Below are 25,416 nucleotides of genomic sequence, written 5' to 3'. Positions count from 1 at the left end.
CTTCTCCTATCCTATGGTACGATGTAACCTTGTCCCACTTTTGTCTCAATATATCCTTCCAGGCCTGCCTGCTCGATTTTTTTTCTCAAACGATTGATGTTCACAGTCAATGTATTATCATCTACAAAGCGCTCATCTTCCCACAAGGCACGCAATAATTTTTCTCTCGTTAAAATTTTACCGTGTTTCTTGATCAAGATATACAATAAGCGATATTCATTTTTACTTAAGTCGATCACTTCGCCATTGATTTCCATACTGCCGTTATCAACGTTTAACGTAATTCCATTGTGGGACATAATCTCACTGCCCACTTCAGAATAATTATATGAACGACGTAACAAGGCATTGATTTTTGCGATCAGTACATCAATTTGAAATGGCTTCGTGACAAAATCATCAGCGCCCATATTCATAGCCATGATCATATCCATATTTGTATTCCGGCTGGAAATAAAAATAATCGGAATTTTAGAAATCTCACGGATCTTCTGACACCAATAGTAGCCATCAAAAACGGGAAGATTGATATCCAACAAAACTAGTTGTGGATCTTCACGTTGAAAATCTTCTAAAACAGCGTTAAAGTCAGTCGTTCCAAATGTGTCAAATTGCCATTTCTGCAATTCTTCGCTGATTAGCTCGCGAATCGTTGTTTCATCTTCTATAATCATGATTTTTGCCATTATTTGCCCTCCAGTTGTTTCTTTCTATTGTACCTTATCAGAAAACCTGCGTCATTCATATAGGACTTTTAGCCGACTTTTTAACAGAAAAAAAAGAATGAAATAAAACCAATAACGGTTTTCCCACTCTTTCATACTTCACTCCAAAACAGCAACGCCATTATCTGATATCGCTTTTCCAATAAATAAAAAGACTCCATCTAAAAGTAAAATCGTCATATTTACACCAAAAAATATTGACAATTTTTCGATTCCTTGGATTTTTTCTTTTGTCTTAAGAATCAGATATAAAATAAAATTACTGCCATATGTGAAAATTGTCAGCACTATAACTAGTTCTATTAACATTTTTTCACTCCCACAAACTCATTCATTTTTGTATACACTTACATTTTACGCTAATACAGTTTTTTTTTAAAGGAAATAATATCTATAAATTTTCTGAATCGGTAAAATGAAAAGTGACTAGAACAAAAATATTTTTTTACAAGAAATGTATTATGGTCGTAGTTTTTCTAGCCTTGAGGAATTAAAACGAGCTGTTACAAATTATATTGATTATTACAATCATCATCGATTTCATTCCTTGAATTTTCTTTACCAACATTAGTTAACAAAGAATCAAAAAAAACTGGATAAAACTCAATGAGCTTTGTCCAGCCTACTAAAATTGCTTAATATTGCTTTAAGTTGGTTATTTAGACTCTAAAAAACAATAGGGTTCTGTCCCCTGTTTCTCAGTTTTTCGTTTACCTTATCTTAATTTTTAGCAACCATCCATTTACTTATTAAAAACAAAAGGAAGACGTTCAGATGAAAAATAAGCATGATTTAAATATAAGACTTGCTTACTCTTCTCAAACGATATTGGTTCCAATGTGAAATGAAAATAATCATCAATATTCTTTTTACCAAATATTTTTTTCATCCCTGATTCTGTGTATTCAATGTGTAGGATCTTTTTATCATCCGTAATTTTTTTGTACAAAGGATTTTCTTTTTGTAATGCAGAAATTTCCGTTTCTGGAATCTTTTGTTTATCTAAAAGAATTTGAACTTTTGTTTGTTTCCCCTCATAGGTATTGATACCTGCTGCTTGCCACTGCCCTTTATAAATAAATGTATAGCCTTTGACACCCTGATAATTCTCTATTTTAGCTGTCCATGATTTTCCTTCACTTGATAAATTCATTCCAAGTTCAGGATTGCCCCAAGTTCCACTGATTTTAGGTGAAAAAGGGTAGAAAAGATAACTTCCGATTCCGACTCCGATAAGCACTATAATCAATAATCCAAGCAAAACATAAAACATTGCTGGTCTAACTATAATTTCTTCAACTGACTCATCATCCATGTACGTCTCATGTTCTAGCATACATTCTTCAGATAACTCTAGCTCTTCAAAACGACTATCTTTTTCGTTTTCCAGATTGTGCAGCTGGTTTTCTTTTTGCTCCTGATGGTTGCCTTCCTGATCCATTCCTTGCTTCCTTTCCTTTTTTATTAGCTGGTCGTTTGCCTTTAGCTTTTTTTCTACGTTGTTTTTTCTTACGTTTTTTTGATAAAGTAACTAATAAAATAATGATCAAAAGTAATAAAATAGCAGCCCCGATTGATCCATAAATGATATATTTCATATAATCTTTTTCTAAATCAACAGCTTTTGCATTTAATTCTTTGGCTTCTTTCGCACTGATCGTAAAGTTCTGTTTAAAGTTCCAAGTTTGACCCGTGACCTCTGATTTTGCAGTCATTTCTAATTGATAACTTCCTGCTTCGAACGGTTTGTTATCCCATGAAATCGCATAGTCAAAGTTTGTATTTGGTGCTACTCGATAATTACTGACCTTATGTTCGTGAAGTACGTCAGAACTGCCTTTTTTCATGATTTTTGCATCATATGTTACTTTATCAATAATTGTCGGTGTAGGATTTTGTAAATTAACTTTTACTGCATTTCTGCCAACGACTTGTGATGCTAAGATCTTCTTTACTTTTAGATCTGATTTTGGAAGTTCCTCATTTTCACGTATTCTCATTGCAATCGTATATGCATACTTATTTGCTATGCTAAAGCCGCTATCTTCTTTTTCTGATTTTGAGTTACCTTCCTTCTCTCCTTCAGCATCTGTTACTCGAATACCGCCATATACAATCCCTTCAAAAGGTTCTGTCGGAATCGTTAAATTAATCTTAACGTCTGCTTCACTTTTAGCAGGTATACTTATAAATTCATCCGTTTTAGCAATATCCGATAATGGTAATGTCATGCTTTCATCACGTTTTGAAGCATCCAAGGCATAGACAAACGAGCCACTTGCCCCTGTATAAGCAGGATTGATTTCGATTTTTGCTGTCGTTTCTTTATCACCCATATTATAGACTTTCAACGTCAATTCTTGTGTTTGACCAGGTTTTACCTCTAAGTCATAATAGCCCGCATCTTTTGTCAGCTGATTATCTGGTAATTCTGCTTTAACAGATAAATTAGATTCTTCGCCTTCTGCATAGGTATTCACGGGAATAAAAAAACAAAGTATAGTTATTAAACTAAATAAAAAAAAGCTCTTCTTAAATAAAGAAGTATGTATTTTCTGAGTTACGTTTTGCATGATTACTTTCCTCTCAGTTGCTTGATTTACGAATAAAAGGATAGGTGTAAAAGGGGACAACTCTTTGTATTCTTGATTCCTACAATGAATTACTTTTACACCACTATTTATTCATTTTTAGAGGGTGTGGTGAACTCATTTTACCCTTTCACCACAGCCCTCTTAAATTCTTATTTATTCTTCTCTTTTACGGCTCTACAGTTAAAGACCATGTAAGTTTTGTTGCGTACGCTTTCGCTTGTGCTTTATCTGAAGCTGGGACATTTAATTGAACGTCATCATATCGTGCATCTAAAGCTGGTGCGTCAGTTGCCTTTGGACCGTAGTTAGCTTCATCATAAGCTTTTTTGAACACAACAGATGAAATCGAACCATTCGTCGTTCCTTCATCTGTATCTAGCATTTTCGAAGAAAATACACCTAGTGAATCTGGAGTATCACCCGCTACAGGAATCACAGCATGTCCATTTTCAGGTATCGTTATACCATTCACCATGTTGCTAGCATTAGAATTATTTAAGTTATTTGTAAACGATTGATTGAAAATACGGATACGTGAATTAGTCAACTCATGGCCATCAGCTTCTTTGAAAGTTGCATCTTGAGTTACAGAGACTTTCCAATCTGTTCCACGTTTTCCTGAAAAATCTCCAACTTGGACAAATAATGGTACAGCATACTTAACCTCTTTATTGTCAGCGTATGAAAATGCTTCATGGACAACATTTAAGTCATCCCCTTTTGCTTTTAACTCGTTTGTACCAAAATCAAATGCTGGTGCATGCAATAATTGCACACCTTGAACGTTTATTTTGTCACCCTCGATTACGATCTCTTCATCTGTTCCAGGTTTGACAGGATTCTCAGTATCCTCTGGTATTTTAAACGTTGCTTTACCATCTGTTTGTACGGATTTTACTTCTGCTGATGCGATTTGAGCTGTTGCAAATAAGCTAGTTAATGCCACTGCGCAAATTCCACTATATATAATTGATTTTTTCATTTTTTTTCCTCCTTGATTTTAAAACGCCTTAAAATAAATACCCCTTTTGTTTGTAACTGCTTGCTATTACTCAGTAGGTGCTGATTCTGCTATTCCTGGTTCTACAGCTAAAGTCCAAGTTAATTGTGTTGTATATTTTTTCGCTTTTGCTTGATCACTCGCTGGAACATTTAATTTTACACCATCATAAGCTTCTGCTACATTCGTTTTTTCTGGACCATAATTTTCTTCTAAATAGCCATTACTGAAAACAGCTGACGTCGTTGAAGCATTGGTAAATCCCTTTTTTGTATTCTTCAATACAGTTAGTGTTCCTTCGTTCGTCTCAGCATTAGCAACTGGAATAGCAGAGTAGTTGCTACTCGTTACATCCTCGTTCTCTAGTCCAACACCTGTAATTCCCTCTGCTAACTTTTCACTATCATGCAGTGTGTTAGTAAAGGTATTACCAAAAATACGGATACGCGTATTCGTTAATTTTGAGTTGTCCTTTGATTCAAATGGTGTATCTTGTACAACAGATAGACTCCAAGTAGCATTTTCATTCCCTGAAACATCACTTACTTGAACTGAATGAGGCATATAAAAAGTATCTGGATTGCCTGCCTCAACAGATTTCAATTTGCGCATTTCTGTATAAGCTTGGTATTCTTTCGTTTTAACACTTGTTTGATTATTCTCTCCAAAAGAGAAATTCGGTAAATGGGTGACATAGATTCCACCATTATTTGGTAATGGTATAGGATTCTTATCCTCATCTAAATCCTCTTCAAGAATTTGTCCATCTTCTTTAGGACCTTCTACTGGTTTCGTTACATCAGGTTTTCCCCCATGAATGAAAGTAACATCCCCAGTTGTTTTGCTACTTTCTAAGTTTTCAGCAGAAGCCGCTTGCGCCCCAACTGATAAAACAATAGCGCTTAATAGTAAACTTGCTAACATTTTTTTCTTCATTCTATACTCCTCTTTCTTCTCTTTTTATTATTGTTAAACTAGACGTGTTGTCTACGAGCAACCCTGTTTATTTCGCCTCTTTATTAAGACAATAACCGCTGTTACCGCCAATGAAATCATTCCAATAATGGTTAGATATCTCAAAAGTTCTTCCCCGGTTTTTGGTAATAGTCCGCTACTTTCCTTTTTGGGCTTTTCTTGATTTATCTGATTTTCAGATTCTTTCACTACTTCTTCATTTCCATCAATAAACCCGATTTCCCCACCTGTTTTTCCATTTGGTTGAGCAGCCACCGCTGTCACATTGTTTACAAAAAACACACTTATCAACAGAAGGAACAGTAAACAAATTTTTTTCTTTTTCATTTCTTGATCCCCTTGTCTCATGGTTCTTGAACTAATTCCCAAGTGATTTCAGCTTTGTAACTTCCTTCAATTGCGCCACTGCCTTTAGGAACAAGTAGTTTCAAGCCCTCTTTTTTGTCTGTTTGATTTGCCAGTTCTAACTCATAATTAGTTTGTGGACGTGCTGTTTTGTTATTGTAAATCGTTACCCCATTCACATCAGAGATCTCGTGCTCCGCTTCACCATTGTTATAAATAATTTGAGCATCTTTTAATACGTCTCCACTGATTTCATGTTTAAAAGGTTTAGATAACGAACCATTGATTGTAAATTGACCTCGCTTAAAGCCTTCATTCGGAGCTGTCCGTCCACGTTTATCTGCAATATTTAACTTAAATGGACCTGCAGAAGCATATTCTAATTCTTGATCACGGGACTGGATCAATCCGGTTTTAAAGATCATTTCATTTGTTGCTCCTATGGCCACTTGACCTTTAAAGACATAGGTTCTTTCATTTTCACCTACAAGTATTTCGACTTTTGTCTCATCAGCTGGCGGTGTAAGTAGTTCATACAAATCATCTTTAATTGCTTTAACGACCGTTGAAATTTCTGTTTCTTCAGTTAAGTCAACCAATTCTTTTGGTTTTTTCAAGAGCGTAACAACTGGTTTGATCTCATTGCCATCCTCGTCTTTAAAATAAACATTTAATTCAACTTCACTTTTACGATAGAATAACTTGATGGTTTGAACTTCTTTTTTTATTGTACCTGTTAAAGGTGCACCTTCAGAACGTACATAATCATAGTCCGTAACTACCTCAGTTAGTGGATCGATTGTATAGGAATCCCCAATAATTCCTGAAATTGATTTACTCTCTTTGAGTGTTAAATTAGTTAAATCTTCATAATATTCAACAACGATATTTGATTCATTTGATTCTGCATATACTTTATAGACATTTTTAGCAGCATCAAATGTTATCTTCTGTGTTGCAGCAGTCAAAGAACTCGCACCTGCTCCATTAAAGTCTAATTTATTGTACTCGGCTACACCTAGTTTATTACTAATAATTTTCAACGCTTTAGCTTTCGTCAGCGTTTCTCCATATTTCAATGAAGATAAACCAGAATCTTTTAATGAATAGTCTTTACCACTGTATAATTGATAATTAGAGCCTACAATCGTTTGTTTTAGTTCATAATTATCTGCACTAGTAGCTGCTCCTGTCCCTTTATACTTATAGACCTCTATAGCCGCTTCTGTATACGGATGGAACAAGTTCGGTAAGGTTTTGAATGGAGTATTATGCGACTTATATTCTGAAGCTGAAAAAGTTACTCCGTTCGTTGTTGTTCCTAATGCGCTAGTTGTTCCCATTATAGAAGAAGTCGCATCATCAAAAACTGCTTTAAACGAACCTGTATCACCAATATCTGTATCACCATCATTCTCATTTGCAATCGTTAGCGTTTTTTTCGTTGGTGACGTTACGACAGGATTGTTCTTTGAACTCAACGAAGATGCAACATAACCATATTTTCCGAAATTTAAATCTGCTTGATATGCTCGTGACGGGTTAACTGGTAACGAGTCGGTAAATAACTTCATAAATGTAGTCGTTGCATCTGATGCCGGAACTGCGTGTGGATCCGTGCTGGTTTTATTTGTCGCTGTTACAGCCATCCAATTCCAGAACTTTCTATCTTTTACCACATCATCTTGTAAACTATTGTAAGTTCCAGTTTGACCTGGGCTTTCGATTTTTCCGCCAGCCCAACGTGGCAATCCGGTCTTAGGATTATAATTTCCTGAATGATCGTATCTAACCGCAATATAGATAGGACCTTGATCCCCTTGCACAGGGATGTTATTAAACCTGGTCAGAATATCTTTGTAATCAGTGACTACATTTTTAGTTGGCGTGTTAGTTGGTCGAGCTGAAAGCTGAAAATCGGTTAAATAAACAATAACAGGGATCGCATCAGGATTCCTTTCCTTTTCCATAAGCGGCACGACATATTCTAAGTTACCAACCTGATTATCTTCATCATATGTCTTGTCTTTTTCAAATGATTTCTCCACTATTTGTTCCCAACCAGGAACCTTTTCTAGAAATTCTTTTTGATTCACATCATCGTTAATTGTCGCACTGTTTCGGGTAGGCGAATTTAAACCAAATATGCGGATTCTACTTCCACTGTAATCATTCAATACTAGCTTTGACAGGTTTATAATCATTTCTTTACCGTGAAAACGAGGAATCGCAGGCTCTAATCCAGCAAGTGTCGGACTATTCATCGAACCTGACCAGTCTAAGACAAACATCACATCATATTTCACCTTTTTATTTGCCGGCAAACCTAAAACAGTTGGTAAGTCATATTCCAGTTCATACTGACCAGCATCATTTGGAAAGTTGTTCAATGCTTTAACTGAAGGATCTAGCCTACCAAGCGTAGTAGCTTTTTCCAATTTCCGTACTGTTTCTATCAGTAGCATTCGAGATAAATCTGAACTAACACCTGATTCTGCAGTCAAACTTGACTGATAGGCTTTATCTAGGGCTGCCAACGAGCCTTCTGTCCATTCTTTATTCCCTTTATAAGGTCTGTTTTTATCGGTTCCTTTTTGCTTATCTAAAAAACCTTTGACCTCACTTTTAGCTGTTGATAAATTCTCAGCTTCCCAAGTTTTATAATTTGAACTTTCGACAGCAAAAGATACTAGGTCATTTTCTGCTTTGATTTGAGTGACGTTTTTTGCTATCAGTAAGCTAATCAATAAAATACCCATGATACCTATTACCATCATAAATATAGTTTTGCTCCCCTTTTTATTTATCATTCCAGCCCTCCCTTTATTATAAATTAGATATAAATTCCATAAAATAATACAATTTTCCACACTAAAGCTTGTACACGCACACAAACCCAACTGAATTTACATCTTATTTTTATCATTATTATATCTTTTACGTCACTTTTTAGTTATACACTTTTTTTAAACGAAAAATAAATCATTATTTCCTTTACTTGTAGGAAATAATGATTTATTTTTACTAAACATTCATGTTACATGATTCTTTTTTATCACCAGGATCTATTTCGACTAATTTTCTTTGTTATTTCTTTCAGTATTGTTTCACACATTATATCAAAATATTGAGAATCAGAAAATGTTGGGATATAGACCCTTGAAGGATGTTCGACTTGATCAGAATAGTTCTTATCAGAAATAACTAAATCTATTGATTCATCATAACAATTGACGATTTCCACATTTTCTGCAAATACTTGCTTAATTTTAGTTTTTAAAATATCTGCCACATATACTTTAGAAATCTGAACATAAACACGAACTGTGACAATATTTTCTAACTCAACTCGAGATATCAAGCTATAAATCAGTAGGAAAAGTTGATTGATCAACATATCAACTTTTTCTCCATGAAATAATCGTTCAAAAAGCGGATTCTTCGGAAACTGTTGCAGTGTTGGATCTGCAAATCCTTTGATTTTCTCTAATAATTCTTTTTCATATTTGGTTCTGGAATAATAGTTATCTTCATCATAAACATATAAAAAAAGTCTAGAATCAATAAAACTATAATAAACATACAATAAAAATATTGTTACATCTTGTTTAACTAATCGTCGTCTTTCAGGATCCTCTTCAAAAAATTCTGTGATTATGTTTTGGGTAAGATATTCCCTAGTCTCATTAAAACTTTCTAGATGGTCAATTTCAATACTCATCTCTTCCTCTAAATAAGGACTTGGTATGATCAGTTGTCCACGAAGGCAAAAGAAAAAAAAGAACTGAATTTCTTCCTCCTTATTTTTAAAATAAGGACAATATGTATTTATAAATCTAGCTATTCCTTTATAAAAACGCTCATGAGCACCATTTTTTTTGAAATGAATTGTCGTTTTTTGATCCAAATAAAAGCCTTGATTGTTTCTGATTTTACAAATAAAAAGTAGTAAACAGATCATACTTTTTTTGGAAGAATCAAACGATACCTTGTCAAAAAAAAGTTCTGATAATGAACGTTCAATCTCTCGATAGCTTTCCTCTGAAAAAAACCAATTTGAATGTGCAAAAGAAAAAAATAAGAAATAGAAATTACGAATGCGGTACTCTTCACCAACTAGTGTATTTTCTTTAGATAATTCAAATTCAAACTTTTTCAGAATTTTCTTCAATTGATTTTTATATCGTGTAAAAGTTGATTCACTGATGAAATGATTTTTGCAAATTCTGCTCTTATCAAGATAACCACGTAAGAATAAGTCTTTTACCATAATATAAATAACTGACTTTTCTAAGTAAAAAAATGCTGCATCTGCTAAAGAGATATTAGAAACAATAATTGAGTTGATTTTCCCTTTCTCATTATAATTAATCGTCATTTTTGTTTCATCAAGATAGGTATTATCTTTTAAAGATAACACGATCCCCCTAACCGTTTTATCAGATAAACCTGTTACAGCGACTAGATCAGCTATTTTTACTTCTTTTAATTCTTTAATTAGATACGCTAACACTTCGATTTTTCTATTATCTATATCACTGATAAATAACTTCATAAATCTCCCCCTCTATTTTTAATGATTTCAGACCTCACTCCGTCACTATTGGAGTCTTCTTATAATAGAATACTCAAAAAAAAGGCTTCATTCCTTTCTTCAAGCACTACAGATGCTACTAATTCTCCATTTACCTCGATGATTCTTCACCCATTATATATGTAAAAAATAAAATAATCACTAGAATTCAATAAAAATTATACTTTTAGTCTATCTTCTATACTGTTAAAAACATATCAGAAAAAAAGAATAATAAAAACATTTGCAAAATAAACAAGCATTCAAAATCTAATATAAAAACATACACACTTATTATTTCATAAATAATATAATTAAGTTCTTCTTTTTTACTATTTTTTGTTTTTTTATAATTGAACGATTGTTCTAATAAAAATTGCCCAAAACTTTTCCCTCATTTTCCTCTTGGAGAGTACTATGACTGTATGATATACTAAGAATGCTTTGTTCTAAAGTATTTTCCTAGTAAATCTATCATGAAAGGAGTCAATTTATTTTGGATGAAGAATACTCTCGACGTAAACAACAACGTCCCCCATCTACATCAAAATTCACCATCGTAATCGTTATTTTATTATTGTTAGTCAATACACTTGCATTAGGCGGATTGCTCTATTTGAATGTTCAGGCTAGTTCTAAGCAAGAAGCACGATTAAACAGTATAGAAAAACAAGTAAGCAAACTTGATCTCGGAGCAAACGCCCCAGTTCTTGCAACTGACAATACAGAACATAATGTTCCTGTAAGAGAAAGTTCCACTCAAGTAAGCAAAATGGAAGAATCAAGTTCGACTATTGAAAGTTCAGATCAGCCAGCACAAACGCCCCCATCATCTGAGGCTGTAGAACAACAAACTGAACGCTCAACCGAACCATCACAAGTTGCAGCTACAAGTTACACAGTTCAATCTGGAGATACACTTTCTGTGATTGCTGAAAAAAATAAAATATCGCTTCAAGATTTAATGCTAAAAAATAATTTAACTGATTCAACAGTCTACGTTGGACAAGTGTTATCATTGCAATAAGCAACTTATTTTTCTCTACATAATTTTGCCTAACAAATTGATTACACACATTTTTTATAAACAGAGGGTGCAAAACTTTTTTTAGTTTTGCACCCTCTGTTTATTAGCTATACTGTCGCTTACTTACAAGCTTGTTTCACTCTGTAATTCAAGCTTTTAGGCAATACAATCTCGTTTTGTGACTGAATATAGTCAACGATCAACCCGACAATCTCTTCTGCCCCTTCATTGATTACTGGACATTCTAGGTAGGTTGGAAAACCACCTCCACCACTTGCTCTATAGTCGTTTAAAGAAATAGTAAATTCGTCCGTATCTTTAATCGATTGATTTTTATACCGCAACTCAGTTACGCGCGCTCCAACCTTCTGGCAAAGATCAATCGTATAATCAATCCCAACAAAAAAGTCAAAATGATAATGTTCAATTTTAGGATATAAATAACTTGGCGAAATGATTACTTCATTTTGTTCATCTAAACTAAAATAATCCGCATTTTTATCCACAACTTGCTTCAATTGAGCACCAGTGATTTTTAGCGTCATCAACTGATTCGTATATGGATAAGTTGCGATCACATCTCGCATCGTTACATTTTTGTGGAATCCAGGTGACGTATTGGCCAAAGACACGACTGTGATCTGAGCTTTGCTAGCTTGCAGTTGAACTGCTCCGATCAATTCTACAACTGGAGTTCCATGTAGTGCCATCTCTAGTTTATCCTTAGCTAATGCATCTCTGTTCAATTTACCGATTGCTTGATCCAACCACTCTTGAACTTTTGTTTCTACAGGTTGTAGCTCACCCGTTAATTTCGGTTTTGGTGGAGTAGTCGGTTTGCCGATCGTTGAAGTTATTTCTATATTATTCTGTACTTTTTCAATATTGATTTCAAAGTAATTCTGGGCATTAGACGAAGGCTGCACAATATAAGTGCCATGTAGTAACTGTCCCTCGATCAATAAATGCTGATGCCCTGTCAACAGTATGTCAAAATCAAGTTCATCACATATTTTATACCCTATATTTTCACTCGTTTTGGATAGAATAGTACCAGATTTTACATCTCGTTCAAATCCACCATGATAAATACAAATCGTAAGATCAACGTGTGGTTTGACTTCTTCTAATGCTTGTTTGGCAGCTGTAAATGGATCTGAAATGATAACATCTTTAATATTTTCTGCTTTTTCCCAAACATTGATGTAATCTGTCACTACACCGACAATCCCGACTTTTAAACCATTCGCTAACGTCTTGATGGTCCATGGAAATTTTTTGGTTTGATCTGCATTTAGTAGATTCTCACAAACACACGTTGCATCAAGTGCCTCTAAATACTTATACAGATAACTTGTTCCATAATTGACGTCATGGTTACCTAATGTTACAAAATCATAGCCAGCATAATTCAATACCTTGGCTTGAGGGAATCCTTCTTCTGGATGGGCTTGACAGTAGGTTGCTAAAGCTGAGCCTTGTAGCATATCTCCACCATCGATAATCAATGTATTCTCGTCTTTTTTAAAGTTTGGGATGCATTTTAACAGTCCCATATCTTTTTCCTGGGTATCAGCGTAATTGGTTGGAAATAAATAGCCATGTACATCTGATGTATAGTAGATTTTCATTTGTTGTTTCATTTAGTTTCACCTCAAGTTTAACTTACTCTTTTATGCTTACACTAGCAATATATTCGTCGAAAACATTATAAATATAATTCGTTTCTAAGCGATAACTTGGAAAAATCGCTTTATTAGATGTTATGCGATAGTCTGATTGATCTGGTAAAGGTTGACCATTTTTTAAACGTATCCCTTGAACTGTTCGACTTAATAATAATTCTACCAGTTCACTTTTTGATACATGGTAAGTTGACAGAGTGTATGGCGGCTTAAAATTAGTTAAAAATGCTCCAATTGTTGGCGCATTAAGTTCAACTGCATAATAAGTGCCCGGAACTTTTCTAGCCAAATATTGATCAAAATGGCTTAAATCAAGTGGCGTTTCCAACCATTTTTCGAAACTTACTTGGTCGTATAATTGCTCATTCACTACTTTGTATTTTTTTGTATCAATCAATTGTGCTTTTTTATCAGACATATGATTCCCATCAATAGAAAAAGTCAATTCCCCAATAAAATTCCCGCGATATCCAGGCTGCACAAAAGCTGTACTATTTAATACACCTGCATTAATTCGATGTTGATGCCCACAAATTACACCGTCAATCCCCGCTATTTCATGAATGATTCGATAGGTTTGGTCTTCTCCTGTATCATATTGCGTTGGTTGACCTGTGCTCATATCTCGCTCGATCCCACCATGATAACTTATGATCAATACATCAACTTGTTCACGTACTTGTGGTACCCAATGGTTTAACGTATCGATTACATCGATGAATTTCAGGTCTTTGATTTGCTCATAGTCAGTGATTTGCGGCATCGCGCCAGTGATCACACCAATTACACCAATTTTCAATTCACCACGTTCAATGATTGTATAGGGATCAAAAATCAGTTCATCTGATAAATCTAACACATTAGCGCAGAGATACTTTCCATTAAAAGCCTCCGCTTGGCGTTTCAAAAAATCGATTCCATAATCAAAATCATGATTTCCTGGAACCATTACATCAAATCCAATTTTATTAGCTAATTCGACCAAAGGCGAAATTGTCATAGTTGTATTAAAAAAAGTAGTCTCAGGACTACCCACTAAAAAATCGCCATTGTCGATCAAAATCGGTTCATGATAATTTTCAGCAATCGCATGAAGAGAACAAAGACCGTTCTCTTCGTTTGCTGCGGCTGTCAAAAAACCATGGACATCTGTTGTACTTAATATTGTTACTTTATCCATTTTTTTATCCTCACGAATTACTGTAGTTTTTTACGTAAATAACCAGTTCCAGCATCAATCAAAAATACTGTAATAATGATCCCAAACAAAATAATGCCAACTTTATCCCAGGCTCTTGATTGAATTGCAAAAATCATCGGTGCACCGATTCCTCCTGCTCCAACTAAACCAAGCGTTGCAGCACTACGAACCGCTATTTCAAAGTGATTCAAAGCTAGTGATAAAAATGTTGGAATCAATTGCGGTAAGCGTGCATAAAACATCGTTTGCCAGAAGTTTGCGCCAACAGCCGTCATTGATTCTACAGGCGCTTCATCCATCGACTCAATTTCTTCCGTATATAATTTACCTAGCATTCCGATTTGATGAACACCGATTGCCAAAACACCAGCAAAAGGTCCAGGACCAACCATCTTTACAAAGATGATAGCATAAACAAGTTCAGGAAACGCTCTTAAAACATTACAGATAAACTTGCCGATTTTAGAGACGATCGTATTTGATTTCCATAGATTATGAGCGCTGATAAAAGTTAACGGTAACGCTAAAACAGTCGCAATAACCGTCCCTAAAAAGGCGATTCCAATCGTTAACAATAGTAAACTCAGTAAATCCTCTCCGCTGCCATCATAGACATAACCCCAGTCAGGATGGAATAACCCAGAAAGAACGGATTTGACCATATCAAATGACATGTTTCCAGCTTCTGAATAATCAATCCCTGCTGCAGAATAAAGAATGATCGCTAAAACAATAATGATTGGCAAATAGCTCTTTAACTTCCGATTCATGCTCATTATACCAACCTCTTTCTGATAATTTCACTAATCCAGTCGATCGTGATCACCACAACTAAAATAGATAAAATAATAATCGACACTCGGTCATAGCGCATCAAGCTCAATGAAGAGTTCAAAATCACACCGATTCCGCCAGCACCAACATAACCTAAGATCGTTGAAGCACGAATATTGACTTCAAAGGCATACAAAGAATAGCTGGCAACTTGGTGAGATATTTGCGGCGCAATCGACCAAAAAGCAATCTGAGTCTTTGTTGCACCGACCGATTCAGCCGCTTCGATTGGCCCATGATCGATTGTTTCGATGGCTTCGTAAACTAACTGTGAAACCATACCGAAAGTAAAAACTGCAATCGTCAATACACCTGTAAATTCACCGATACCAAACATGGCTACAAACAAAGCTGCCAATAACAAGTTAGGAATCGTACGAATAATACTCATTAGAAAACGAATGATCGTTGTCACAAAAAAGTTTCTAGTGACCACTGTTGTAGCTAAAAATGCAAATGGTACTGCAAAAACGACCCCCATTGTTGTTCCCACAACTGACATTTTGATCGTTTTCAACATCGGTTCAATAATTTTAGGAATATAATGCCAATCAGGACTAAGAAAACGTTGTAAAAAAATACCCATCTGATCTAAGTTATTGAAGACATCCGCCATTTGCGCTCCAGTGACTCTAGCACTTGAAAACACACATAAAAGAACCAATACTAAAATAAATAGATGCTTATATAAATCACGGTGAATCGTATCTTTTAACTTCATTACGCAACACCTTCAGTTTGCTTCAAAATATCCGCACCATAAATACTTGTCAACACTTCATCGGTCGCTTCTGCTGCAGTCCCATCAAAAACTACTTCACCATCACGTAAGCCAATGATTCGACTAGAAAATTCACGAGCTAAATCTACTGAGTGAAGATTGATCACCACAGTATGGTTCAATTCCTGATTGATTTTCTTTAAGTCTTTCATGATTTTTTGTGTTGTGATCGGATCTAAAGACGCAACTGGTTCATCCGCTAGAATAATCGATGCTTGCTGAACCAGCGTTCTTGCAATTGACACACGTTGTTGTTGTCCACCACTCAACTCATCACTTCTTGAATGTAGCTTATCTGCTAATCCAACACGCCCTAATGCATCATTGACTAAAGCGTAATCGTCTTTTGAAAAAATCCCAAAAATACTTTTAATGGTTGAATAATAGCCTAATCGACCTGAAATAACATTTTTTTGAACAGAACTTTTTTTCACTAAATTGAAGTGCTGAAAAATCATCCCGATATTTCTACGGATTCGACGTAAGTCTCTTTTGTTTGCTTTGGTAATTGAAGCACCATCGATGATAATATTGCCTTCACTGATTTCATTTAAGCGATTGATCGAGCGTAATAAGGTACTCTTACCCGCACCACTTAATCCGATCACGGATACAAATTCACCGTCGTTGATTGTTAAATTAATATTTTTAAGCCCTTTAACTCCATTATTATAGGTTTTTGTTACATTTTCAAACTGAATCATGATTTCTCCTTTTAATAAAAAATAGAAAAGCTGAACAAATTACGTTCAGCTTTTAAGTCACTCATTCATGTAGCAAAGCTTTATTCTGCTGCTTTTTCTGTATATTCTTCAACTGTATCGTAATTTTTATCGTCCGCTTCTACATAGCCTTTGTGTCCCCACATTGCCATCGCTTCTGCGCCTTCTGTATCTTTAGGCATTGCTATGAAAACGTCTTTGACTTTCGCTTGTAAGTCTTTGTCCATTTTTGGCTGAACAGCGATTGCATCGTTTGGAATATCACCTTTTGTTAAATACAGGACTTTTAAATCTTTAAACAAATCGTCTTTTTCAAATTTTGAGGCAAACACATTACGTGCTCCTTCAAAAACAAAACAGGCATCTTGCTGACCATTTAAAACAGCTGTGATTTCACTAGGGATATCATTAACAGTTGTTAGCGTAACATCTTTAGTTGGATCAATTCCTACTTCTTTCATTTCAACCACGGGATAAATATAACCACTAGCTGAATTTGGACTTAAACTAGCAATTTTTTTGCCTTTTAAGTCTTTTAACGAATTGATTCCGCTATCTGCACGAACTAGAACTTCACCTTTAAATGTGCTTGATAGCTTGTCTTTTTCAGGCTTCCCTGTTTCACTATTAAACGCTCCTAATTCAGAGGATAAAATCGCTGTTGCCGCTTTTTGGTTGCGTGCTTGAACATATGCTGACGGCGGCATAATTCCGATATCTACTTTACCTGACGCCATTGCTTCAACGATTGTTGAGTAATCTGTTGCTAACGTAACATTGACATCCCGTCCTAATTTTTCAGTTAAATATTTTGCGAAAGGTTTCGCTTTTGCTTCCATTGAGCCATCGTTGTTGGTTGGGACAAATTGTAATTCTAGTGGTTTCGTATCGTCAGCGGCTTTTTTATCGCCACTTGACCCACATCCTGTAAGTAATCCTACACTCAAACCAATAACAGACAGCAACCCTAACAATTTCGTTCTCTTTTTCACTCTTTCCATCCCTTCACATGTTTGGTATTACTCAAGCAAGAAATTATTCCTATGCTTAGTTATACCTATTGTATTTTAGTGGTGTAAATTTATCATAATAATGACGTAAACGTTATGTAAATATTTCAAGTCAACTTCATTATTATTAAGTAAAAAAATGGAGCCCATGCTTGATACTTTTCAGTAATTTTCAGTGTTACTCTCATAAAAAAATGAACGTACCAAACTAAAATCAGTATAGCATAAATTCTAATTTTTTCTAGACTAGTTTTCATTTTTTACTTATTTTACTCTCATTTCTATTTCAGAAAAAAAGGTAAATAAAACCTTTATTCATAAGGGTTCGATTGTTTCCGACTAATTGTCATTGTTCGATTACATTAAAATATCGTTGGGCTTTAATCTTAAATTTGATTACAAAAAATATATAAAATCAGCGTATAAATTCCATTCGATCCTCCTCTACAAAAATCATATTTTTTTTACACTTCGTTTAATATATACTATTCCCAATAACTCTAAGACAGATGAAATTTTCATATTTCACAAGATTCAAAAGTCTATTTTTATTGAAGAAATAACACAACTTTATCGGTTATAAAAATAATTAGGTACATAGTGATCGAATACTGACATTGTGAGTAAACTATAGTTATTTTTTATAATAAACTTTCAACATTGGTAAACTAAAAATTAGGAGGCTATTTATGAAACTTTTCAAAAAATTATTTATTGTAAGTACCATGTTCGTATTTTTTGGCACATTCTTTTCTAGTTCTGCAAATGCAGAGAGCGCAGAATCACCTCGCTCTGGTGCGTATACATCAACTACAGCATTTTTATCAAACCTCGATATGAATATCGATGGTGAAGTCTATGAGGGTAAAATGAATGATTTACTATTGAATGTAGACAAAGAATCATTTACTCTTACCTTTAAATTGAACAATGAGACACATGTTTTTAAAGGAAAACGTGATCCGAGCAAATCTGTATTTACAGCTTGTGATCGTTTCTTGATTGACACGATCGATGATCAAAAAGTTGGAACACGCGTAGTCATCGAATTTTTCCACTACTCTAGTTCTAAATATAGAAGTTATCAAGCTTATTCTCCAGGACGAGCGAAAGTTACGAATGGATTAGATGTAAACTTGAGAACAAGCGGCGTTTTATATAACAAGTAATTACTGTTGTTTTACCAATGTTGAAAACTAGTAAAATAGAAAAGAAGGTCAAACACATCGCTCTTTTTGCTTTGTGTCGACCTTCTTTTCTATTTTTCTGGATACATTTGATCTGCTAATTTTTCGATTCCATCTAACGACTGGTACCCATAACCAAACATATAATTATAATCGACCGCATAAACTTGTTTATTTTTAATGGCTTTCATACTTGAAAGTTTTTGATTTTTCAACACAGCATCGATCATTTTGTCACCAGAAATGCCATCTTTCATCGTACCCCAATCCGCTACGATCAAAACGTCAGGATCCGTTTCGATCAATTTTTCTACGCTAACTTCGCCTTTTTCATCTTTGAAAATATTGTCTAGTTTTACCATTTTGAAAATATCATTGAAAAAAGTTTCATTGTGGGCAGGATAAATATATAATTCTGCTGGATCTGCAGTATGAAGATAAGCGAATGTTTGATCCTCTTTGATTTTAGCTAGTTTTTTATCTACTTTTGCTTGACGCTCTTTTAACTCTGATTTGAATGCATCTGCTTTATCTGATACGTTAAAAACTTTACCTAAGTTATCAATATCATCATAAATAGAATCAAACGTGCCACCAGTTACAGAAGAGTTCAATACGAAGGTTTTGATTCCCATATCATTAAGCGTATCAACTGTGCCCACGCCCCAGTCTTGGTTATCAAACAACCCACCACGTCCGTATACCAAATCTGGATCAACACTTAACGCCATCTCTTTGCCGATATAGTCTGTCGATAAATGATTCAATTCATTAAATTCTTTTTCAACTGCTTTATCCGGTTCACCAAAGACCGCGCCTACGCCGACGATTTTATCTTTTAATCCTAAGTGCAGTAATAATTCTGCTGCAGGTTGCGTATTCGCTAAGACTTTTTCTGGTGCTTTATCAAAAGTTTGTTCTTTCTTTTGCCAGCTTTCTGCACCTTCTGCTTTAGAAAAATTCTGAACGGTTACAGGATAGCCTTCACTTTGATTTTTTTCAGTAGCTTTTTGTTCTTTTTGACCACAACCTGATAACATTGTTAAACCTAATAAACTAATAATAAGTGCTTTTTTCATTTTTTCGCTTCCTCTACATATAAATTTAAATCTGGTGACTAGTCCAATGAATAGGCAAAGCCTAATCGCTGGGTCACTGGATTTTGATAAATCGTACATTTAACGCCATATATCTCTTCGATCAATGCCGCTGTAAATAAGTCCGCGGGTTTACCTTCTGCAATGATTTTGCCTGCCTTCATCGCATAAATATAATCACAATAATGTGCGGCTAATTCTAAATCATGTAGTGCCGCTAAAACACCGATCCCAAGATTTTTTACACAATTCAATATCTCAAGCTGATAGCGAATATCCAAATGATTGGTTGGCTCATCCAAAATCATATAACTAGGTTGTTGGGCAATCGTTCGTGCTAAGATCACCCGTTGTTTTTCACCACCAGATAATGATAAAAAACTTCGATCAGAATAGCTCGTCAAATTCGTCTTAGTCAACGCATCCATCACAATCTCAATATCTGCTTGTGTATCTGATTCTAATAACTTTTTATGGGGCGTTCGTCCTAATAAAACCATTTGAAAAACACTTAAGTCAAAATTCAGTTCATTAAATTGATTTACTACACCTAATTTTTGAGCCACTTTCTTTTCGGAAACCGCTAAAAGGTCCAATTCATCTAAAAATACGCGACCTGCTTGTGGTTTGATTCCTTTATAAATTCCTTTTAACATCGTTGATTTCCCACAGCCGTTGGCACCGATGATCCCCACAAATTGTTTCTTTTGTGTTTGAAAAGAGATACTTTTAACGATCGATTCTTGTCCGATCATGATTTCTAAATCTTTTACAGTTAATTCCATTGTTACCCTCCGAAATTGTAACCTTTTTTGACAATAATATAGATAAATAACGGTGCACCGATCACTGACGTAATAATCCCTATCGGCAGTTCTACACTTGGAATCATAACTCTTGAAAGTAAATCCGCCCAAATCATAAAAAGAGAACCTGACAAAGCTACGATTGGCAACAAGCGTTTATGATCAGAACCAATCAAGCCACGAACGATATGAGGAATAATCAATCCTACAAAACCGATCATGCCAGAATACGCCACAATCACTCCTGTCAAAAGAGCAGCCAATAGTAAATACAATTGACGATATTTACTCAAAGGAACTCCCAACGTAATCGCCGCTTCATCGCCTAACAACATCACATTCAAGATACGATGTTGAAATAAGAAGAAACCTGTGATCACAATAACGGTGATCGACAAAATGGCCAGCTTATTCCAACTTGCAGAAGCCAAACTCCCCATCGCCCAAAACGTCACAGTCTTTATCCCTTCTGCATTATTGGCAAGATACACAATAAAGCTAGAAATAGAACTGCAAAGAGCACCAATCACTGAACCTGATAAAACTAATTTAACTGAAGTCATCCGACCTCCGATCCCCGATAATATCAATACACCAAAAGCCGCTGCCATCGCGCCCATAAAAGCACCAAAAGCCAACCCAAATTGAGAAAAAATACTCCCTGTACCAAATCCAACTAAAATCGCAAAGGTCGCACCAAGTGAAGCCCCCGAAGAAATCCCTAAAATATAAGGATCAGCTAAAGGATTTTGAACAACTGCCTGCATCACAGCCCCAGTTATTGCTAGACCCATCCCTACAAAAACAGCTAAGATCACTCTTGGCGTTCGCACAAACCAAATAATATTCACCGCTGAATTACTGGTAATCCCATCAAGCGATCCAAGTCTACCACCAGATATTTTCGTTAACAGAATCTGAAATACATCTTCCATCGAAATATTCGCTTGCCCATTGATCAACGAGTAAACGATTGAAAAGAAAATTAGTACGATTAATAATAACAGTATCAACGGGAAAATTTGCTGATTTTTCGTCTTATTCCTTACATCACTTGCCTTGATTGCTTGCAAAAAAATACGCCTCCTGTGTATCTGAACTATTCATTACCTTCACTCATTTTCGCTATTTTATCGGACAATTGAGCTGTCCAGTGTTCTAACGGTTTTCTACGACTTGTCGGTATTTTCATCGTTTCATCTATTACACTGATATCAAGCAACCCGATAATTTGTCGTTCTGCAGTCACGCCAACTGCTTGTTTGAATTTGCCATCAAAAATTACTGGAATCGTACGCCAAGTGACACCAATTTGCTTTGACCAAGCAGCTAATTGAAAATTCTGGATAAATGCTGAAACAGCCCCTACCGCTTCCAAGTTCAACTTTTCACTTTTATGCTTAGGCGCTGTTATGATCAATGTTAAAGGAACATCTAAAAAATAATCCCGTGTTCTTTTTTTAGCCGTTTCTAGATTTTGCTGCTCGTAACGTGCCCAAGTATCTAATCGATCATAACTTTCCATGATTTTTTCTACGAATAACTGACGATCTTGTGTCGTCTCGACGATGACGACTTCCCACGGTTCTTCTCTCGAATGATATGGGGCATAACTGGAACTTGCTAGTAGTTCCTCTATAACTTCCATAGAGATCGCTTGATCCGATAATGTCCGAATCGTTCGGCGCGCTCTAATGAGCTGTTCAATTGAGTCAATGTCCATCATTTTTCTCCTATTCTTTTATCCTTGATAGAGCTTTAGAATAAAACTTCACATTAATTGACAATGAAAATCATTCTCAATTAGAAATTAAGAGTACCATTTCACTATTTTATTTGCAAGTCTCTTTTCTATTTTTAGTACAAAAAAATGAGCTTGAGACATAACTCTACGAGTCATATCTCAAGCTCAGCTTTTATTACTCATATCAATGAAAGATTCTTTAATCGTCTAACTCTTTTTCTAAGACATCTCCGGTTTGGGCGTTGATTTTCACCGTCATTTCTTTATTACCAGTTTGTACTTTTACTTCCCAATAAGTAACGGATAACTCTCGTTCTAATGACCATTCTATCGCCGTGCCTTCTCCCAGACTATCTTGAGCGATTTTTGACACATCATCTACGGATCTGATGTCCTTTAAATCTAATGCTTCATTTTTCTTTTCTACACCATTTTGTTCATCTTTATCTAGAGTTTCTTCACGCTCTTTTTTTAGCTCTCCAGTTTCTGCATTAATTTTCACTTCATATTCTTTAGAATCATCCACGCCTTTGATTTCATAATAATAGACGCCAAATGAAGGATCCAAATCCAGAGAGGTAATCGCTGTATTTGGGTATGCCTCGTTGTAAGCTTTTATCGCATCCTCAACATTTATTTTTATCTGCGGTTGATTTTTCGTAATACTATTTGAAGTATCATTAGAATTTTGAGTTGCTGATTGACTCGTTTGTGTGCTCACTTTACTTTGTTGTTTTGTCTCCAATGACTTATCCGTATTTGTACAGCCCGCTAGAACAAAACCTAAACATAGTGTACCGATCATCATTTTTTTATTCACGTTATCCATCCCTTTCAATGTTCCATTTCTGAGTTTGCTTTACATTATTATTTTAGCAGGTAAATCATGTAAAAAAATAAATCAGCATGAAAGTTAAATGAAGAAATCTTCATTTTTATGTGTGTTTATAAATTCTACTGTGAAACGTGTTCCTTTAGGTGATGCATCCGTTACATTTATTTTACCTTGATATTTTTCAACAAGCTCTTTAACAATCGATAAGCCGATTCCTGTACCAGAAATTTCACTAGAATGTGATTGATCCACTCGGTAAAAACGTTCAAATATTTTCGTTTTCTCTTCATCTGGAATCCCCATACCAGAATCTTCTATTATCAATTGAATCGTATCTTCATCTGAGAAAAGTCTAACGGTGATCGTCCCAGAAATATCCGTGTATTTCATAGCATTTTCCAGCAAGTTCCGAGCGATTTGATAAAAATGTTCTGCTTGTCCCTCTACAAAAATGCCTGTTTCAATTGTAATAGTGATATCTTGTGGCATCATGACGTTCAGTTCGTCGACCGTTTGTTGTATTATCAAAGATAAATCTAGCTGTTCCATGTTAAATTGTGTATCTAATCGACCTAACAATAACAATTTCTCTACAAGTATTTCCAGACGTTTCGATTCCTTATCGATATAATCAAGTGAAGTTGGGATCACTTGTGGATGTGACTTTCCGCGACGTTTGATCAAATTCACATGCCCACGAATTGCGGCGATCGGTGTTCTTAGCTCGTGAGAAGCGTCTGTAACGAATTGTTGCTCCCTTTTCAAATACATTCTTTGCTTCACCAGTAGCTGATTAAATGACTTCGAGATATTTTGAACTTCTTGTGGTGTTTTTGGAACCGTTAGTTGTTGTTTAGAATCTGAAACCTTTAACTGATTGATTTCTTCATCCATAACAACTAACGAACCGCTTAATTTTTTAGAAAAACGATACGTAACCAACGAACCAAGCGCAATCACAGCCAACGTGATAAAAATCGTTAACGAAAAAATACGCCCAATCAGTTCAAATTGGTTTTCCATATCCACTAGGATCGTCACTTTCGTCTCATCTTTTTGAAAACTTGTATAATAATAAGGCTCTACCTCACTTGTCCATAAGATACGATCAAATAAAATGAACTGCTTCAATTGAGGAAACTCTTGAAATATCTCTTTGGCATCTTCAGAAGAATACACGACCTCACCAGAGTTTAGCTGAACATGAATAAGATAAAGAGAATCGTCACTAAATGTATCCTTCACTAGAACTTTTTGCCAATCTTTCGCTTCTTTTGCACCACTATTTTTTAAAGAATCTTCCAACAAGTCGGCTTGCTTTTCTGTTGATTCATATAGTTCTGCAGCTGTAATCCCCATAATCGCTATACTTAAAATCAGCACAGCTGAAGTAAGTAAGCTAATAAACCGAATAGTCAATTGAAATTGTGTTGTATTTTTTCGTTGATTCAACGTCCTTTTATTATTTTTCATTGGTTAGCCTCAATACATAACCTACTCCTCGAACAGTTTGTATCAATCGGCAAGTCGGCTCATAATCCATTTTATTTCTAAGCGAACGTATATAAACATCTACTGTATTCGTTTGACCAAAATAATCATATCCCCAGACTGCATTCAGCAATTCGTCACGCGAAAGTACTTCTTCTGGATGTTGGATCAATTCTGCCAATAACTCAAACTCTTTTTGAGTCAATTGAATCTCTTCACCGTATCGTTTAACTACTCGTTTGGTTAAATCTAAGGTTAAATCATCATATTGAAACAATACAGGTTGTTGTTGCAGTTTTTGTAAGTGTTCTTTGCGGCGGATAATCACTCTGATTCTAGCCAACAATTCTTCAATCTCAAATGGTTTCGTAATATAATCATCTGTGCCAGCATCCAATCCAATGATTTTATCTGTTAATTGGTCTCTGGCGGTCATCATGATGATCGGTACTTGACTATTTCTGCGAATTCTTCTAGCAACAGTAATACCATCATATTTTGGCAGCATCCAGTCTAATAAAAGCATTGTGATTTTTTCTTGATTTTGTTCATACAGCTCCAACGCTTGTTCACCATCCGTTGCGTGCAACACTTCATACCCTTCAAATCGAAGTTCTTGCGAAATAAAACTTGCTAAACTCGCTTCGTCTTCCACTAGTAAAATGACTATATCCTTCATTTTTCCACCTGCCTTTTTGTATAGAGTACCCAGTATTTAAAACAAGGTCAATCAAATCATGATGAAAAAATCTTCATTTTGTGTTTCTACGCAAAAAAAGAGCGT

25 protein-coding genes are annotated in these 25,416 nt (G+C 35.2%); 3 read left to right on the top strand and 22 right to left on the bottom strand.

The window, feature by feature from the left end:
* Window positions 1-11: 11 nt before the first annotated feature.
* Together sapR and IGJ02_RS02965 are read right to left on the bottom strand one after the other, a co-directional pair.
* The gene (gene sapR, locus IGJ02_RS02970) at window positions 12-686 is read right to left on the bottom strand and encodes a two-component system response regulator SapR (RefSeq protein ID WP_010760322.1); all 675 of its coding nucleotides are present in this window, start codon (window positions 684-686) and stop codon (window positions 12-14) included.
* Window positions 687-824: 138 nt separating this feature from the next.
* Window positions 825-1,034: a hypothetical protein gene (locus tag IGJ02_RS02965; protein ID WP_010760321.1), complete on the bottom strand. Its 210-nt coding sequence runs from the start codon at window positions 1,032-1,034 to the stop codon at window positions 825-827.
* Between the two features lie 145 nt (window positions 1,035-1,179).
* Between IGJ02_RS02965 and IGJ02_RS02960 the strand changes: the two genes are divergently transcribed.
* Window positions 1,180-1,296, top strand: coding sequence for an IS3 family transposase (locus IGJ02_RS02960; protein ID WP_430603242.1), 117 nt, complete (start codon window positions 1,180-1,182; stop codon window positions 1,294-1,296).
* 171 nt (window positions 1,297-1,467) lie between these two features.
* On the opposite strand, the gene IGJ02_RS02955 is transcribed toward IGJ02_RS02960, so the two are convergent.
* The 7 genes from IGJ02_RS02955 to IGJ02_RS02925 all read right to left on the bottom strand — a co-directional run bounded on the left by IGJ02_RS02955 (window position 1,468) and on the right by IGJ02_RS02925 (window position 10,194).
* The gene (locus tag IGJ02_RS02955) at window positions 1,468-2,166 is read right to left on the bottom strand and encodes a hypothetical protein (protein ID WP_430603241.1); all 699 of its coding nucleotides are present in this window, start codon (window positions 2,164-2,166) and stop codon (window positions 1,468-1,470) included.
* A complete protein-coding gene (locus tag IGJ02_RS02950) occupies window positions 2,096-3,298 on the bottom strand; it encodes a DUF916 and DUF3324 domain-containing protein (protein ID WP_430603239.1) in 1,203 nt (400 codons plus the stop codon). The genes IGJ02_RS02955 and IGJ02_RS02950 overlap by 71 nt, the downstream gene beginning before the upstream one ends.
* 187 nt (window positions 3,299-3,485) lie before the next feature.
* Window positions 3,486-4,301 carry a WxL domain-containing protein gene (locus IGJ02_RS02945; RefSeq protein ID WP_430603238.1) on the bottom strand — a complete coding sequence of 272 codons (816 nt, stop codon included), beginning with the start codon at window positions 4,299-4,301 and terminating at the stop codon, window positions 3,486-3,488.
* A 66-nt stretch (window positions 4,302-4,367) separates the two neighbouring features.
* On the bottom strand, window positions 4,368-5,255 hold the full coding sequence (locus tag IGJ02_RS02940) for a WxL domain-containing protein (protein ID WP_430603237.1): 888 nt from the start codon (window positions 5,253-5,255) through the stop codon (window positions 4,368-4,370).
* 51 nt (window positions 5,256-5,306) lie between these two features.
* Window positions 5,307-5,621 (bottom strand): LPXTG cell wall anchor domain-containing protein, encoded by a 315-nt coding sequence (locus tag IGJ02_RS02935; protein WP_430603236.1) that lies wholly within the window; start codon window positions 5,619-5,621, stop codon window positions 5,307-5,309.
* A gap of 17 nt (window positions 5,622-5,638) precedes the next feature.
* Window positions 5,639-8,449, bottom strand: coding sequence for a MucBP domain-containing protein (locus IGJ02_RS02930; RefSeq protein ID WP_430603234.1), 2,811 nt, complete (start codon window positions 8,447-8,449; stop codon window positions 5,639-5,641).
* Window positions 8,450-8,694: 245 nt separating this feature from the next.
* Window positions 8,695-10,194: a helix-turn-helix domain-containing protein gene (locus IGJ02_RS02925; RefSeq protein ID WP_430603232.1), complete on the bottom strand. Its 1,500-nt coding sequence runs from the start codon at window positions 10,192-10,194 to the stop codon at window positions 8,695-8,697.
* 514 nt (window positions 10,195-10,708) lie between these two features.
* On the opposite strand from IGJ02_RS02925, the gene IGJ02_RS02920 reads away from it, so the two are divergent.
* The gene (locus IGJ02_RS02920; RefSeq protein ID WP_430603230.1) at window positions 10,709-11,239 is read left to right on the top strand and encodes a LysM peptidoglycan-binding domain-containing protein; all 531 of its coding nucleotides are present in this window, start codon (window positions 10,709-10,711) and stop codon (window positions 11,237-11,239) included.
* Window positions 11,240-11,358: 119 nt separating this feature from the next.
* Here the strand turns inward: IGJ02_RS02920 and IGJ02_RS02915 are convergent, their stop codons facing one another.
* The 6 genes from IGJ02_RS02915 to IGJ02_RS02890 all read right to left on the bottom strand — a co-directional run bounded on the left by IGJ02_RS02915 (window position 11,359) and on the right by IGJ02_RS02890 (window position 17,463).
* Window positions 11,359-12,882 (bottom strand): bifunctional metallophosphatase/5'-nucleotidase, encoded by a 1,524-nt coding sequence (locus IGJ02_RS02915; RefSeq protein ID WP_430603228.1) that lies wholly within the window; start codon window positions 12,880-12,882, stop codon window positions 11,359-11,361.
* 22 nt (window positions 12,883-12,904) lie between these two features.
* The gene (locus IGJ02_RS02910; protein WP_430603227.1) at window positions 12,905-14,104 is read right to left on the bottom strand and encodes a bifunctional metallophosphatase/5'-nucleotidase; all 1,200 of its coding nucleotides are present in this window, start codon (window positions 14,102-14,104) and stop codon (window positions 12,905-12,907) included.
* 17 nt (window positions 14,105-14,121) lie between these two features.
* On the bottom strand, window positions 14,122-14,901 hold the full coding sequence (gene phnE, locus IGJ02_RS02905) for a phosphonate ABC transporter, permease protein PhnE (protein WP_010760310.1): 780 nt from the start codon (window positions 14,899-14,901) through the stop codon (window positions 14,122-14,124).
* Window positions 14,901-15,680, bottom strand: coding sequence for a phosphonate ABC transporter, permease protein PhnE (gene phnE, locus IGJ02_RS02900; RefSeq protein WP_010760309.1), 780 nt, complete (start codon window positions 15,678-15,680; stop codon window positions 14,901-14,903). Before phnE (IGJ02_RS02900) ends, phnE (IGJ02_RS02905) begins: the two co-directional genes overlap by 1 nt.
* On the bottom strand, window positions 15,680-16,444 hold the full coding sequence (phnC, locus tag IGJ02_RS02895; RefSeq protein ID WP_430603224.1) for a phosphonate ABC transporter ATP-binding protein: 765 nt from the start codon (window positions 16,442-16,444) through the stop codon (window positions 15,680-15,682). Before phnC ends, phnE (IGJ02_RS02900) begins: the two co-directional genes overlap by 1 nt.
* Window positions 16,445-16,524: 80 nt before the next feature.
* Window positions 16,525-17,463 carry a phosphate/phosphite/phosphonate ABC transporter substrate-binding protein gene (locus IGJ02_RS02890; RefSeq protein WP_430603223.1) on the bottom strand — a complete coding sequence of 313 codons (939 nt, stop codon included), beginning with the start codon at window positions 17,461-17,463 and terminating at the stop codon, window positions 16,525-16,527.
* Between the two features lie 698 nt (window positions 17,464-18,161).
* On the opposite strand from IGJ02_RS02890, the gene IGJ02_RS02885 reads away from it, so the two are divergent.
* Window positions 18,162-18,641 (top strand): hypothetical protein, encoded by a 480-nt coding sequence (locus tag IGJ02_RS02885; protein WP_430603221.1) that lies wholly within the window; start codon window positions 18,162-18,164, stop codon window positions 18,639-18,641.
* An 89-nt stretch (window positions 18,642-18,730) separates the two neighbouring features.
* Here the strand turns inward: IGJ02_RS02885 and IGJ02_RS02880 are convergent, their stop codons facing one another.
* The 7 genes from IGJ02_RS02880 to IGJ02_RS02850 form a co-directional block, all read right to left on the bottom strand.
* The gene (locus IGJ02_RS02880; RefSeq protein WP_430603220.1) at window positions 18,731-19,738 is read right to left on the bottom strand and encodes an ABC transporter substrate-binding protein; all 1,008 of its coding nucleotides are present in this window, start codon (window positions 19,736-19,738) and stop codon (window positions 18,731-18,733) included.
* Between the two features lie 38 nt (window positions 19,739-19,776).
* Window positions 19,777-20,541, bottom strand: a complete 765-nt coding sequence (locus IGJ02_RS02875) for an ABC transporter ATP-binding protein (RefSeq protein ID WP_430603218.1) — start codon at window positions 20,539-20,541, stop codon at window positions 19,777-19,779.
* Window positions 20,542-20,543: 2 nt separating this feature from the next.
* Window positions 20,544-21,635, bottom strand: coding sequence for a FecCD family ABC transporter permease (locus IGJ02_RS02870; RefSeq protein ID WP_430603216.1), 1,092 nt, complete (start codon window positions 21,633-21,635; stop codon window positions 20,544-20,546).
* 26 nt (window positions 21,636-21,661) lie between these two features.
* Window positions 21,662-22,285, bottom strand: a complete 624-nt coding sequence (locus IGJ02_RS02865) for a nitroreductase family protein (RefSeq protein ID WP_430603215.1) — start codon at window positions 22,283-22,285, stop codon at window positions 21,662-21,664.
* Window positions 22,286-22,505: 220 nt separating this feature from the next.
* Complete coding sequence (locus tag IGJ02_RS02860; RefSeq protein WP_430603214.1) at window positions 22,506-23,135, bottom strand: PepSY domain-containing protein; 630 nt, start codon at window positions 23,133-23,135, stop codon at window positions 22,506-22,508.
* A gap of 84 nt (window positions 23,136-23,219) precedes the next feature.
* Window positions 23,220-24,614 (bottom strand): sensor histidine kinase, encoded by a 1,395-nt coding sequence (locus tag IGJ02_RS02855; protein WP_430603213.1) that lies wholly within the window; start codon window positions 24,612-24,614, stop codon window positions 23,220-23,222.
* Entirely contained in the window at window positions 24,604-25,311 is a 708-nt protein-coding gene (locus IGJ02_RS02850) for a response regulator transcription factor (RefSeq protein WP_430603212.1), read from the bottom strand. The genes IGJ02_RS02855 and IGJ02_RS02850 overlap by 11 nt, the downstream gene beginning before the upstream one ends.
* Between the last annotated feature and the right edge of the window lie 105 nt (window positions 25,312-25,416).

The sequence above is a fragment of the Enterococcus sp. DIV0724b genome (assembly GCF_050531475.1).
GTDB classification, from domain to species: domain Bacteria; phylum Bacillota; class Bacilli; order Lactobacillales; family Enterococcaceae; genus Enterococcus_L; species Enterococcus_L haemoperoxidus.
This window is presented reverse-complemented; position numbering and strand designations above follow the sequence as displayed.